The following is a 13747-nucleotide window of genomic DNA, read 5'->3' as shown; positions in this document are numbered from 1 at the left end:
TCTTGTCCTCCTCTTCTATTACATAAGAGACCTCATTTTCTTTGTAAAACCAGCATCTGTCACGGCGAGCACTTTTCTGGCCTTGCCAATGGCAGAGCTTAATTCCAGTGTTGAAAACACGGTTGATACTTCTACTTGGTAGTAACGACTTTTATCAGTGATTTTCTTGCTGAGATTAGGAGCTGCATCCTGGGCCAAAAAGACCAGATGTGCTTTTCCCTCCTGGATAGCTTTGACGGTCAGCTCCTCACCAGAAATGATGCGGCCAGCCCGCTGAGCCAGTCCCAGCAAATTTGCAAGTTTCTCTTTATTCAAGACCTAACTCTCTTCTTTTGACCTTATGATCGACATAAGCGATTAACTCATCATAGAAAGCCTCATCCACTTCCATACTGAAGCTGCGGTTAAAGACCCGCTTCTTCTTAGCTTGAAGAGCTTCTTGATTGTCCAGCTTGATATAGGCTCCACGGCCGTTGGCCTTGCCTGTCGGATCGATAAAGACTTGACCTTCCTTGTTCTTGACAATCCGCAGCAAATCACGCTTGTCAATCACTTCGTTGGACACCACTGATTTTCTTAAAGGGATTTTTCTTGTTTTTGCCATTCCAGCCCCCTTAGTCTAGTTCTTCAGCTTCGCTTTCTAAACCAGCTGTTTCTAGTACAGTTTCCTCTGCAGCTGCGTCAAAGTCTGTTGCTTCTGCTGCTGAAACTTCTGTCTCTAGAACATCTGCATCCGCAAGAATTTCTTCTGCTTCCTGAGCAAATCCGCCCAGTTCATTGGCTGCTTCCATTTCTTCAAACTCTGTGGCAGACTTGATATCGATTCTAAAGCCTGTCAAATGAGCTGCCAAGCGTACGTTCTGTCCGCGACGGCCGATAGCCAGAGAAAGCTTGTTGTCCGGTACAACAACCAAAGCCCGCTTGTTATCTTCTTGGTTAAAGATAACTTGGTCAACCTCTGCAGGAGCAATAGCGTTGTAGATAAATTCAGCTGGATCTGCTACCCACTCAATGACGTCGATATTTTCTTCAGTCGGCACCATACGGCCACTCTTCGGATCGTATTTGGCAGGATGGAACTTGCTCGTAATTTTCTTGATATTGGCTCCACCGCGTCCGACGATTGTTCCGATGGCATCCACATTAGGGTTGTGGCTGCGAACCGCTACCTTGGTCCGATCGCCTGCTTCCCGCGACACGCTCATGATTTCCACAGTTCCGTCATAGACTTCAGGGATTTCCTGCTCCATCAAGCGCTTGATCATTTCTGGATGGCTGCGGCTGACAAAGACATTGACACCGCGAGGATTGTCTTCTACCTTGTAAACAAAGACTTCGATACGGTCATGAGAGGCAAATACCTCACCAGGAATCTGATCTTGCTTCGATAGCTGCGCTTCAATGCTGCCAAGATTGACATAGATAAAGCGATTGTCAAAGCGCTCCACCGTCCCGCTCATGATTTCATTTTCATGCTCTTTATAGGTATTGTAGGTGATTGCTCGGGTCTGCTTGCGCATCTTTTCCATGATGGTTTGCTTGGCAGACTGAGCAGCGACACGGCCAAATTCAGCTGGCGCTTCTTCAAACTTGATCTTATCTCCTAATTCATAGGCTGAACTGATAGCCAAGGCATCTTTGAGACTGATTTCCAAACGGCTGTCAAAGACCTCGTCCACGACTTCGCGAACAGTATAGACACGGAAATCTCCTGACTTTTCGTCAAACTCAATGGCTGCGCTGTCTGCCTGACCATAGCGACGACGATAGGCTGAGCGGAGTGACTCGGTCACTGCATCAATGATATCTTCTTTCTTGATTCCTTTGTCTTCTTCCAGAATGCGGAAGGCCTCTAGCATTTCTTTACTCATTTTCATGTAACTTTTGCCGAAACAAAAGTGTTCCTTTCTTTTCTATATTGCTTCTGCGGCTAAAACTTAACGGCTAATCTGGCTTTGGAAACCAGACTGTAGGGAATTTCGACTTCTTTTCTGCGAGTCTTGTCCAGATATTCCATGTGCAGAACATCCTCTTCAAAACTCAGCAAGGTGCCTTCAAAGACTTTCTGCTTGTCAACAGCCTTATAGAGACTGACATGGATATAACTGCCGACTTCATCGGATAGCTGTTCCTTGGTCTTGAGCGGACGCTCCAAGCCAGGACTGGTCACTTCCAGAAAATACTGTTCTGGGAAGGGATCTGGTTTGATTTGATCCAAGAGCGGACTGATAATATCCGTCAAATCCGCTGTATCATTGACCGTAATGCCCTCAGGCTTATCTACAAAGACACTGAGAACGTAGTCTCCGCCCATCTTTCCGTACTCAATATCAACTAATTCATAGGGGGCCAAAATGGCTGGTTCAATAACCTCCCTCACCAATTCAACAATCGTTGCGATATGACGACACCTCCTCACAGATAAGAGGCGAAGATACTTCCTCGCCTCTCTTTCCTTATTCATTATTAGTATTATAGCACGACAAGTCCCAGAATGCAAGGGAAATGTGCCATGCAAGCTTGTTAAGACGGAATTCCACTTAAAACGATCTTATTTTTAAGCAAAATTCTTTCCCAATAAAAAGTCTTCAAGGAGTATTTCCTAGAAGACTCTTTCTTATTCAAACGCTGCTTCCACCCGATAGATGACTTGTCCCTTGTTAGCAAATTTCTGCTCATACTCAGTCAGGACATTGTCTTCAAAGTCGCTGGCATGCAAATCTAACCACACACCCTTCAACTTCATACCATACTGTGAAAAGCTAACTAAGCTATATTCAAAAAGACCTCGGTTGTCCGTTTTGAAGTGGATTTCTCCATTTTCCGGCAAAATCTGCTGATAGGTCGCCAGAAAGGACTGATAAGTCAGACGGCGCTTTTCATGGCGTTTCTTGGGCCAAGGATCTGAGAAGTTCAGATAAAGGCGGTCAATCTCGCCATCTTCAAAATAATCAGTCAGATCCGAACCGTCCACCCAGAGCAGTTTGATATTGGGAACATCCGTTGCCAGCACCTTGTCCAAGGCATAGCTGAGGACCGATTTTTGAATATCAATCCCGATGTAGTTAATCTCAGGATTGGCCTTGGCCATACCGGATACAAAAGCTCCTTTACCGCTGCCAACCTCTACATGAATGGGATGGTCGTTACCAAAAATCTCCTGCCATCTGCCCTTGGCGTCTGCCGGATTTAAAATCACATACTGGGGATGCGCCTCTAGCAGTTCCGTCGCTCCTTTACGATTCCTTACTCTCATTGTCCTCTTCCGTATTTGGAACGGAAGTTTCGTAATGCGTAAATCTCCCGGTTCACATTTTCTAAATCATTATTTTCATAGTATTTGGCAATCTGCATCAGATAAGAATACTGACCAAACCAGTATAGCTTATTGAAAACAGTCTGATTATACTTATAACCATAAGCGCTCAGCCACTCTTGCCAACCTGAATCAGGCACATAATGGCTCAAAATATGTGCTACATCCATCATCCTGTCTGTCAGGCGCACAGAATCCCAATCCACTAAGTAAATAAGCCCGCTGTCGGTCTCTACCCAGTTGCTGTGGCGCACATCTCCGTGAACAATGGTCGCATAATCCTCACGAAAGGCCGGTACTGTCTGGCGCAAGTCTCGGATAACTGATTGCAGATATTGATTATTTCTCAAAGCAAGCGGCACTTGATTGAGCCAAGCATTCAGCAAATCAGTCGGCGTTTCCAAAGTATAGCCCAGCTTGGTCAGCTGAGTCATCAATGGGCGCGAGCGATGCAGCCGTGTCAAAATATTGATTACCTGCTTTTTGGACATATCATTTGGGGTCAGAATAGTGCCTGAAAGCCACTCCTGCCCGCTCATTACGTTACCGTCCGGCATCCGGCGGCTCCACAAAAGCTGCGGTGCGATTTGTTCTCGAGCTAAGCCTGCTAAGATAGGGGTTGTATTCATCTTGACGAAAACGCGCCCCCCGTCCGGATAAGTCCCCATATAGGCCTTTCCGCTCTTGCCAGCTATCGGTGTCAGGGTCAGCTCGTTATCAACCAAGTCCATATTTCCCCTCCGTAAAAAGTTTCTTTATCATTTTACTAGTTTTACCTCTTTTAGTCAACCAATCTCCGTAACTTAAACGGCAGATAGAACAGATAGAGTAGGGCAGTCGCTCCCAGCACGGCCAGCACGGCTGTCTTGTCTTGGAAAAAGAGCAGAGCAGTCAGCACTTCAGCCAAGAGAACACTGCTGCCAATAGATGTGATAATTTGTCTTGCTCCCTTCAGCTTTTCCCCTATTTCTATTGGAAAAAGCTGGGTCAAAAATTGATAGTCAAAAGCTTCATACAAAGCCGTCAGCTGGAAGAGCAAGAGGTAATTGAACAAGACCGCAAAAGCTGCAGCAATCCAAGCTTGACTGACAAAAACCAAAGCCAAAAGAGCTAGAAAGAGCAGTCTTAGGGTCAAAGCAAACAAATCTCCATTTCGCAAGTAAGAACGTAAAAAGAGATTCTGCCAAGTCTTGCTATGCTGCTTGCCCACAAGTCTCGTCAAACCATCCAGATAGGCCCGGCGCTTGACACTATTTGAAATGCCTTTAACATTGGTAAAGAGAGCAAAGAAACGGAGAATCATCTGCTTTCGAGCAGCTTCATAAGCCACCAGAACCTGCCAATCTAAACCATTTTCAGTAAAGAACTTCTTAGCCTTAGCCTGAAACAAAAACCATTTTAAGACTAGCATAAGGAGGCAGTAGAGCCCAAAGCCCCAAATAGGCAATCCCAAAGCCAGAAAAAGCGGAGCTAACAGTAGCAATAGCCCTGTCTGTAAGACTGCGTACAAGAGATAGGAACGTAGAATCTGAGCCTTGATAAAAGCCCTGACTTCTGCTTCTCTGACCAAGAGAAAAAGAGCATCCGGCTTTTCCAGATAGGTCGCAATCCGTCCAAAAGGCAGGATAAAGAGCGATAGAATAACTAGACTGACAATAATGGGTAGGTGATTGGTCGGAAAATGTCGCAAAAGCTGACTGTACTGAACACCTAAAAATCCCATAAAAATCAGCAGAAAGAGCACGAAATGATCATTAAGAACATAACGCAGGTATTTCAGACACTGCTGACGAAAATCCTGCTTTCGTTTAGCAAATAATTCTTTCATAGCGCTGCCTCTTCTGTCAGGGCTAGATAGATGTCATTCAGACTAGCATCCGGCATTTGGAATTGAGCCCGCAACTCAGTCAAGCTGCCCTTGGCCCGCACTTGACCCTTGTGCAGAATTACAAAACTATCGCACATCTTCTCGGCAGAGTCCAGAACATGGGTGCTCATCAGAATCGACTTGCCCTTCTTCTTTTCCTCCTCCAAGAGCTGGATAAGGTCTGCAATCGCTACCGGATCCAGACCCAGAAAAGGCTCATCCACAATAAAAAGGCTGGGATCAACTACAAAAGCACAGATAATCATCACTTTTTGCTTCATCCCTTTTGAAAAGTGAACAGGGAACCAATCCAGTTTTTCCTTGAGTCGGAACATTTCCAGTAGCTTACCCACGCGCATAAAAGCTGTTTCTTGTTCAATGTCGTATGCCATGGCTACCGTCTCAATGTGCTCGCGCAGGGTCAATTCTTCATAGAGACTAGGCGTTTCCGGGATAAAACCGATTTTCTTGCGATAATCGCTGGGATTGGTCCGCAACTCCAGTCCATCAATCTGAATCTGCCCCTTATAAGGCGTCAGAAGACCAATAATCTCATTGATAGTCGTGGACTTGCCCGCACCGTTGAGACCAATCAGACCAACCAGCTGGCCATTGCCCACTTCAAAGCTGACATCCTTTAAAACCGGGATATTAACATAGCCGCCCGTAAGCTCTTTGATTTCTAACATATTTTCTCCGAATTCTGGTATAATGGTTCTTATATTATAACAAAATCTAGCGAATAGAGGTACCATTTATGGCTGATTGTATTTTTTGTAAAATTATTGCTGGAGAAATCCCTTCTTCAAAAGTCTATGAAGACGAGAAAGTCCTTGCTTTTCTGGATATTTCCCAGGTAACACCAGGTCATACCTTGGTTGTCCCTAAAGAGCATTTCCGAAATGTGCTGGATATGGATGCCGACAGCACCAGTCAGCTCTTTGCTCGCGTACCTGACATTGCCCGTAAGGTGATGAAAGCCACAGGTGCAGCTGGTATGAATATCATCAACAACAACGAAGAAATTGCTGGACAGACTGTCTTTCATACCCATGTGCATTTGGCACCACGCTACAGTGATGCAGATGACCTCAAGATTACTTTCGAAGCCCACGAGCCAGACTTCCCAGCTCTGGCCGAATTAGCTGAGAAGATTGCGCAAGCTTAAGGAGGGAATATGAAACTTTCAAATATTTTCCTATTTATCGGTGCCGCAGCAGCCAGCTACAAACTGGTTGAAAACCGTCAAAAAATCCAAGAAGAAATCATTGAAACAACAGATAGTCTAGACAAAGTAAAGGACAGTCTAGCCAATATCCAACGAAATATTGCCATCATTCAAGAGCAAAAAGAGCAAGTCAAAGACATGGCCCAAGATCTTACTTATAAATATAAAGTCCTTGAAAATCAAGCTCAAGTGCAGATCCAGCAAGTCAAAGAGATCTGGGAAAAGTACGAGGCTTGATAGAGAAAAGGCGTATGATAGGGGAACAATAATTCCAATCAGCCGCCGCGTCAAGAGCTTTCCGTCATAACCAAAAGAGACCGAGACATTTTGTCCCGGCCTCTTTTTATATTTAACTTTTTACTCTGTAGTCGCATTGACTACTGGCTGACTTTGCGGAGCGCTGACACTGACATCTGCCGCTGGGGCGGAGGAAGCCGCTGGAGCAACTGGAGTCGTATTCGTAGTTCCAACTGTTGTATCTGTCGTCGGATAAGAGTAATTCTCATAGCCATTATTATAAGTTGGCTGACTATAAGGAGGCACGTAGTTACTATTGCTTTCTGTACTGCTAGACGCACTGCTGCTATTGCTGCTTCTTAGACTGTTGCCGCCCATAATATCTTCATAGAGAACAGCATTGGTCTTCAGACTCTTAACTGTGTCCAAGCCCAGAGACTTACGGATTAGATTCTGCATGCTCAGCAAATGCTCTGACGTCACCAGCTGATAGCTTCCACCGTCAGGCAAGGTCGCATCTTCTCCACGCAGCTGCTCAGACTTGATGTTCTTAAAGGCATCCTGATAGCCTAGCAGTTGGGGAATGCTTTTTGAATCAAGCGCGATATTGGTCTGCATATTGCTGCTGACAGCTTTTAAAATAGCCTGATAATGGCTGACACTGTTGAGACTGAGAACTTTTTCAACCACTTTCTTAATTACTTCACGTTGACGCTTTTGGCGGCCATAGTCACCCTCTGGATCCTGATAGCGCATGCGAGCATAGACAAGCGCCTGATCACCATTGATGGTTTGCTTGCCAGGCTCAACCTTAGCAGTATACTCCGGCTCATTATCCTCAATAGAAATTGGGAAGTCAAAGGTATTATTGACCTCAATACCACCTACTGCGTCTACTAACTGAACCAAGCCCTGCATATTGATCATCACATAGCGGTCGATGTGGATATTCATCAAGCCCTCAATAGTCGAAATGGCTAACTCTGCTCCGCCTGTCGCATAGGCTGCATTCAGCTTGGCTTCAACTGTCTGACCGTTCTCATCAATCTGAGTCAGAATATCACGTTCCAAACTCATCATGACTGTTTTCTTAGTCTTGGGATTGACACTCAGGAGAATCATGGTATCGCTGTTCCCGACCCAGGTATCCTCGCGGGAACCGCTCCCTGTATCTACACCCATCAGCAAAATGGTCATGGGCTTAGTCGCAGAAATGACATCTGTCTCATTTCCCAAGCCCTTATAAGTCTTGGACAGCTCATCTGTTGACTGACCATAGATTGTCCAAGCATAAGTACCGATACCAGCTGTCGTTACGACAAGGAGGCTAAGAAACATCATTATAATCTTTTTAAACATATCTTTTTTAGTCTATCAATTTACCCATCAGGTAAACATCAAGAAATTTCCCTTCTTTTAAATAGGCTCCTCTTTTTTGTAAGCCTTCAATTTCAAATCCTAAATCTTTATAAAGGTGAACTGCTCGTTCATTTCTAACCTGAACGCTCAATTCTAAACGTCGAATAACTTGAGAATCTTCTGCCCAAGTCAGTGCCTCTTCTAGCAATATGCGTCCCAGTCCTTGGTTCCAGAAAGTTTTCTTCACCACGACAAAGACTTGACCAATATGGCGAATTCGCTCATGGAAATCAGCTGTGATGCTGACAAGACCGGCAATCTCACCATTCAAAAGCGCCAACAGATAAAGCTGATTACTGGAAGCAGCCTGATGCTCAATGAATGAAGCCATCTCCTCTTGATTCATCAAGATTCCAGCCTCATCCAGCGTCATATAATCTGACTCAGACCCGACCTGATTGAGGAAGGCAATCAGCTCAGCAGCATCTGTTTTTTCTGCTTCTCGCAAGCACAATTCATATTCAGTCATTCTGCAGTCCCTCAAGTAGCACTTGGGCTCGCTTTCCTTTGGCTTCAAAAACCAATTCACGCCCGTCTTCTTTTTTCAAGAGGCTTAATTTGAGATAGTCTTCAGGCAGATTTTCTCCCAGCAGCTCCCCCCATTCAATGACCGTCACACCCTCCCCGAAGAGAAAGTCATCCAAATCAATGGAATCTGGATCGTCTCCGATGCGGTAGACATCCAGATGATAGAGCGGCAAGCGCCCATCGTATTCCCGAACAATGGTATAGGTTGGACTTTTAATCATCTGACTGATGCCCAAACCTAGAGCCAGACCCTTAGTAAAGGTTGTCTTCCCTGCTCCTAAATCTCCCGTTAAAACCAGTACATCCCCTGCCCGAAGCAATTTGCCCAGACGCTGACCCCACTGGATTAATTCTTCCTCATTATGACTAAACATTCTCTTATTATACCAGAAAAAATTTTTTTCTGCTTAATTTTGCAAAAGAAAAATCAGCTAGGAAAAGCTGATTTTTTATACCAAAAACATATCCTATACAAAGGGTACTAAAATCAAGGAAATCCAGCAATGTTTAGACCTAATTTAAAGCCAGATTTACGAAATTCAAAATAAATAGAAGATCCAAAATCCAAATCATAGAATGCACATCCTTGGCTTGACCTTTGAAGATTTTGACCAAGGTGTAGGTAATAAACCCAGCTGCTATCCCGTGAGTGATAGAATAGGCAAATCCCATAAAAATAGAAGTAAAGAAAGCCGGAATGGCTTCTGTCATATCATCCCAATGGATATTCTTCAGACTAGCCAGCATCATAATCCCAACAATAATGAGAATCGGTGCAGTTGCAGCATTAGGAACAATAGCCAAGAGTGGGCTAAAGAAGCTTGACACTGCGAAGCAGATAGCTACGACCAAGGCGGTCAGACCTGTTCGGCCGCCAGCTCCGATACCAGCTGCAGACTCCACATAAGTCGTCACGTTAGAGGTTCCAGCAATGGCGCCAATAGAGGTTCCGATGAGGTCCGAGTAAAGAGCCTTATCCAAACCTTCTGATTCATGGTTTTCCCCAGAAGTTGCCACAATCCCGACCTTTTCACCTGTACCGATCAAGGTACCAATGGTATCAAAAATATCTGTCAAGGAGAAAGCCAGAATAGCCATACATGTCTGAGGCCAGCGAGTCGAATCTGCTAAGAGGGCACCCAGACCTTTCGGACCTACTGCCACCCCAAAAATCTGTCCCAATTCACTAACAGCAGTGCCAATGTTATTCTGCCCAAAGTCAATAGCTGACAAATCAACCAAGCCAACCAGAATAGCTACCACAGTCGTTACTAGGATGGATAGGATAACACCACCCTTGATATTTTTCACGATAAAGAAGATTGTGATGGCGAGACCAACCAAGGCTACGATGACAGCTGGATTATTAAAGTCTACCAGACCGGGAGTTGCTGCTGAATTAGCCGTGATAGCCGCTGCAGCCTTATCTGCTCCCTTGCCAGCTACTGTATAATTGCCTGGATCGATTGAAAACTTGAGCAAGCCAGCATTTTTAATACCTACATAGGCCAGAAAGACCCCGATTCCTGCTGAAATTGCTGCGCGCAAGGAGCCAGGAATGGACTCGATGATCATTTTACGCACCTTGGTCAAAGTGATAATGAGCGAAATAATCCCGCAGATAAAGACCATAGCCAAGGCTTCCTGCCAAGTGTAGCCCAAGGCAAAGACGACCGTAAAAGTGAAAAAGGCATTCAGACCCATACCCGGTGCCTGCGCATAAGGCAAGTTGGCAAAGAAGGCCATCATTAAGGTGCCGGCAACAGCCCCGATAATCGTAGCTAGGAAAACACCCTGCTTGGGCATACCAGTCTGAGCCAACATGGCCGGATTGACGAATAAAATGTAGGACATGGCAAAGAAAGTCGTCAGACCAGCCAAAACTTCTGTCCGGACATCTGTCCCTTTTTCGGTCAGTTTGAAAAATTTATCCATTTTTCAATAAATCTCCTTTTGAGTAAAATTTATAATATCTAGTTCAATAACAAAGAAAAACAGATTGAATTTCGTTTATTTACGAACGATAATTTAAATTATAATAAAAAACATTCACTTTTTCAAGATGAATGTTTCGCTTTTCTTATTTTTTATTATCTCTCATCAGAAATACCAAACTCATAAACTGCAAAAAGGCAAATCCAAGAATGAAAGGCAGACGATCAGGCTGCAAAGTTTGCAAGAGCTTCTGTAGAACTAGCTGAGGATGAAGCAATAAATCCCAGCTATTGAGACGATCATAACGTCCTATGTAGATAGCCATACTGGACACAGCCGACAGAGCTGCCATCAGCAACAAGTCCAAATACCAGTTAAACTTCCAGCGTTCCTTGATGACATACCAGCTCTCCATACCACAGAAAACTCCGAATAAAATACTGGAAACAAAAGCTAAAAAGAGCAGGAAAACACTTGGCTTACTCAGAACATCTGTCACCCAAGTCATATGAATCAAATCAGTGATCATATAGAAAGTGTTGGGGAAGAAAAGCAACCACAGCAGGAAAAGAAGAGGATATACCCACTTCTGCTTCTTGAATAAAAGTGTCAAGATAGCTGCATCATAGCTGATTAAGGCCAAGGTCATATTCCAGATGAGATAGGTCGGACCGCCATTTAGAGATTGGATATAGATAAAAAAGGCAATCATCAGAAAAAGAGCATGAATCATGATTGGTTTACGCATACGAAAAGCTCCTCCTTGCTATGTCATAATTGTGACTGATTAGAGCATCATTATAACATAAGTCGTGTTATTTACACTGAATTCTGTTATAATAGTCTGTATTATCACTGAAAAGAGACTCACATGACAAAAAAAGTAATCGCTGTGGACTTGGACGGAACCTTGCTGGATTCTAACAGCAATCTGTCTGACTTCACCAAAGAAACTATCAAAAAAATTTCCAAAAAGGGCCACAAGGTCATTATCACAACAGGCCGGCCCTACCGCATGGCTTTGAAATATTATAAAGAATTAGAGCTCAATACGCCCATGATCAACTTCAATGGCTCTTTGACTCATATTCCAGAAAAGAAATGGGACTTTGAAAAATCGCTAACGCTGGATAAATCCTTTCTGCTGGATATGGTTAAGCGCAGGGATGAGATTGAAGCGGATTTCATTGCTGGCGAATACCGCAATAAGTTCTACATCACCAATCCCAATGAAGAAATCGCTGATCCCAAGCTCTTTGGCATCGATGCTTTCAAGCCTGAAAACCAGTTTCAAGCCAATCTGGTAACGGAGAATCCTAACGCCATTCTCCTGCAGACGCGAGCAGCTGACAAATATGCTTTGGCAGAGGAAATGAATGCTTTTTACCAGCATGAACTTTCTATCAACTCTTGGGGCGGCCCACTCAACATCCTCGAGTGTGCTCCCAAGGGTGTCAATAAGGCCTTTGCCCTTCAGTATCTGCTTAATATTCTCAATGTAGACCGTAAAAATCTGATTGCCTTTGGCGATGAGCAAAATGATACTGAGATGCTGTCCTTTGCTGGCACTGGCTATGCCATGAAAAATGCTAATACTGACCTTCTTCCATACGCTGACCAGCAGTTATCTTTGACCAATGACCAAGATGGCGTCGCCCACGAGCTAAACAAACTCTTTTTATAAAAGTAGACAATTAGGCAAACTCTGTTCGAGAGTTTGTCTTTTATTTTTTTCTTCCCTCAAACTCCGTTAGTTGCAAAAAGCTTTAAAAATAGGAGCTTATCAGCTATGTCAGAATATTAGAGTGAATTCACGCTTAGTTTTGTAAGCGTTTGCTATTTTGTTTGAGTTTGTGATATAATTAACATAATCAAAAAACTAAATAACAGAAGGAAACTACTTATGAAAGCAGTTGTTGTAAATCCAGAGGGAACTAATGTCCAACTCGTTGAAAATAAAGAAATGCGTCCGCTTGAAACAGGGGAAGCTCTCGTTGACATCGAATACTGCGGTGTCTGCCATACGGACCTGCACGTCGCACACGGTGACTTTGGCAAGGTGCCAGGTCGCGTTCTTGGACACGAAGGTATTGGTATTGTCAAAGAAATCGCTCCAGATGTAAAAAGTCTCAAAGTCGGAGACCGCGTCAGTGTCGCTTGGTTCTTTGAAGGCTGCGGCGCTTGTGAATACTGTACAACTGGCCGCGAAACCCTTTGCCGTACAGTAAAAAATGCTGGTTATTCCGTTGATGGTGGGATGGCAGAGCAATGTATCGTAACAGCTGACTACGCTGTCAAAGTCCCTGAAGGACTCGATCCCGCCCAAGCTTCTTCTATCACTTGTGCCAGTGTAACCACCTACAAGGCTATCAAAGAAGCCCAGCTGCAACCAGGCCAATGGACAGTTATCTTTGGAGCAGGTGGATTGGGTAACCCAGCGGTTCAATATGCCAAGAAAGTCTTTAATGCCCATGTTGTCGCTGTTGATATCAACAATGATAAGCTAGTTTTGGCCAAAGAAGTTGGTGCTGATATCGTCATCAACGGCCATGAAGTTGAAGATGTCGCTGCTCTTATCCAAGAAAAAACTGGCGGTGCGCATTCTGCCATAGTAACAGCCGTTTCTAAAGTTGCCTTCAACCAAGCGGTGGACTCTGTTCGTGCTGGCGGTCGGGTAGTTGCCGTTGGATTGCCATCTGAAATGATGGACCTCAGTATTGTCAAAACCGTTTTAGATGGCATCCAAGTCATCGGTTCCCTAGTTGGTACTCGCAAGGACTTGGAAGAAGCCTTCCAGTTTGGTGCTGAAGGATTGGTGGTTCCTGTCGTTCAAAAGCGCCCTGTTTCAGATGCAGTGGATGTCTTTGACGAAATGGAAGCGGGTACCATTCAGGGACGTATGGTACTTGACTTCACACACTAATACTTTAAAACATGTTAATCCCAACATTTACCAAACTTTTGGAAACTTATGATAGACAGGCTTGATATTATTTAGAAACTTTTGCCATTATAGAGGGAGACTAAAGACATAAGATGCGATTTTCTGTCTTTGGTCCTCCTCTTTCTTTTTTGATAAATAAACACTTTCTCAAACAAAAGTCTCTTCTGTCATTTCAAAAATCTCTTTCATATTATTTCAATGTTTTTCATATATTAATCTATTATATTTTCTATTTTCCTAATTTATTAAAACATTTCTATAGCTAAGGTTTGC

General features: G+C 44.0%; 17 protein-coding genes. 4 read left to right on the top strand and 13 right to left on the bottom strand.

What is annotated here, in order from left to right; all coding sequences use genetic code 11:
* Positions 1–18: 18 nt before the first annotated feature.
* From K1J09_RS11020 to K1J09_RS10985, 8 genes are all read right to left on the bottom strand, one after another.
* Positions 19–315, bottom strand: a complete 297-nt coding sequence (locus tag K1J09_RS11020; protein WP_002893557.1) for a YlxQ-related RNA-binding protein — start codon at positions 313–315, stop codon at positions 19–21.
* Complete coding sequence (rnpM, locus tag K1J09_RS11015; RefSeq protein ID WP_002893558.1) at positions 308–604, bottom strand: RNase P modulator RnpM; 297 nt, start codon at positions 602–604, stop codon at positions 308–310. Before rnpM ends, K1J09_RS11020 begins: the two co-directional genes overlap by 8 nt.
* A 10-nt stretch (positions 605–614) precedes the next feature.
* Complete coding sequence (gene nusA / locus K1J09_RS11010; protein ID WP_223323966.1) at positions 615–1871, bottom strand: transcription termination factor NusA; 1257 nt, start codon at positions 1869–1871, stop codon at positions 615–617.
* Between the two features lie 59 nt (positions 1872–1930).
* Positions 1931–2419, bottom strand: a complete 489-nt coding sequence (rimP, locus tag K1J09_RS11005) for a ribosome maturation factor RimP (protein ID WP_317627847.1) — start codon at positions 2417–2419, stop codon at positions 1931–1933.
* A 198-nt stretch (positions 2420–2617) separates the two neighbouring features.
* The gene (trmB, locus tag K1J09_RS11000) at positions 2618–3256 is read right to left on the bottom strand and encodes a tRNA (guanosine(46)-N7)-methyltransferase TrmB (RefSeq protein WP_002896910.1); all 639 of its coding nucleotides are present in this window, start codon (positions 3254–3256) and stop codon (positions 2618–2620) included.
* A complete protein-coding gene (gene ccrZ / locus K1J09_RS10995; RefSeq protein WP_002893562.1) occupies positions 3253–4047 on the bottom strand; it encodes a cell cycle regulator CcrZ in 795 nt (264 codons plus the stop codon). Before ccrZ ends, trmB begins: the two co-directional genes overlap by 4 nt.
* Positions 4048–4097: 50 nt before the next feature.
* Positions 4098–5144, bottom strand: coding sequence for an ABC transporter permease (locus tag K1J09_RS10990; protein ID WP_223323968.1), 1047 nt, complete (start codon positions 5142–5144; stop codon positions 4098–4100).
* Positions 5141–5872: an ABC transporter ATP-binding protein gene (locus K1J09_RS10985; protein WP_164549539.1), complete on the bottom strand. Its 732-nt coding sequence runs from the start codon at positions 5870–5872 to the stop codon at positions 5141–5143. The genes K1J09_RS10990 and K1J09_RS10985 overlap by 4 nt, the downstream gene beginning before the upstream one ends.
* A 68-nt stretch (positions 5873–5940) precedes the next feature.
* Here K1J09_RS10985 and K1J09_RS10980 point away from each other — a divergent pair, with 68 nt between their 5' ends.
* Both K1J09_RS10980 and K1J09_RS10975 read left to right on the top strand, forming a co-directional pair.
* Positions 5941–6351: an HIT family protein gene (locus K1J09_RS10980; protein WP_125331971.1), complete on the top strand. Its 411-nt coding sequence runs from the start codon at positions 5941–5943 to the stop codon at positions 6349–6351.
* A 9-nt stretch (positions 6352–6360) separates the two neighbouring features.
* Positions 6361–6648, top strand: a complete 288-nt coding sequence (locus K1J09_RS10975; protein WP_125331969.1) for a hypothetical protein — start codon at positions 6361–6363, stop codon at positions 6646–6648.
* Between the two features lie 120 nt (positions 6649–6768).
* On the opposite strand, the gene lytR is transcribed toward K1J09_RS10975, so the two are convergent.
* From lytR to K1J09_RS10950, 5 genes are all read right to left on the bottom strand, one after another.
* Positions 6769–8007, bottom strand: coding sequence for a glycopolymer--peptidoglycan transferase LytR (gene lytR / locus K1J09_RS10970; RefSeq protein WP_125331967.1), 1239 nt, complete (start codon positions 8005–8007; stop codon positions 6769–6771).
* 7 nt (positions 8008–8014) lie between these two features.
* A complete protein-coding gene (locus K1J09_RS10965; protein WP_223313471.1) occupies positions 8015–8536 on the bottom strand; it encodes a GNAT family N-acetyltransferase in 522 nt (173 codons plus the stop codon).
* Positions 8529–8969 carry a tRNA (adenosine(37)-N6)-threonylcarbamoyltransferase complex ATPase subunit type 1 TsaE gene (gene tsaE, locus K1J09_RS10960; protein WP_223323969.1) on the bottom strand — a complete coding sequence of 147 codons (441 nt, stop codon included), beginning with the start codon at positions 8967–8969 and terminating at the stop codon, positions 8529–8531. The genes K1J09_RS10965 and tsaE overlap by 8 nt, the downstream gene beginning before the upstream one ends.
* A gap of 139 nt (positions 8970–9108) precedes the next feature.
* Positions 9109–10530: an NCS2 family permease gene (locus tag K1J09_RS10955; protein ID WP_126435157.1), complete on the bottom strand. Its 1422-nt coding sequence runs from the start codon at positions 10528–10530 to the stop codon at positions 9109–9111.
* 145 nt (positions 10531–10675) lie between these two features.
* A complete protein-coding gene (locus tag K1J09_RS10950; protein WP_125331961.1) occupies positions 10676–11278 on the bottom strand; it encodes a DUF1361 domain-containing protein in 603 nt (200 codons plus the stop codon).
* A 123-nt stretch (positions 11279–11401) separates the two neighbouring features.
* Here K1J09_RS10950 and K1J09_RS10945 point away from each other — a divergent pair, with 123 nt between their 5' ends.
* Positions 11402–12214, top strand: coding sequence for a Cof-type HAD-IIB family hydrolase (locus K1J09_RS10945; RefSeq protein WP_125331959.1), 813 nt, complete (start codon positions 11402–11404; stop codon positions 12212–12214).
* Positions 12215–12433: 219 nt separating this feature from the next.
* On the top strand, positions 12434–13453 hold the full coding sequence (gene adhP, locus K1J09_RS10940; RefSeq protein ID WP_125331957.1) for an alcohol dehydrogenase AdhP: 1020 nt from the start codon (positions 12434–12436) through the stop codon (positions 13451–13453).
* Positions 13454–13747: the final 294 nt, after the last annotated feature.

Origin of the sequence: Streptococcus sanguinis (assembly GCF_019928825.1) — a bacterium.
GTDB lineage: Bacteria > Bacillota > Bacilli > Lactobacillales > Streptococcaceae > Streptococcus > Streptococcus sanguinis_L.
This window is presented reverse-complemented; position numbering and strand designations above follow the sequence as displayed.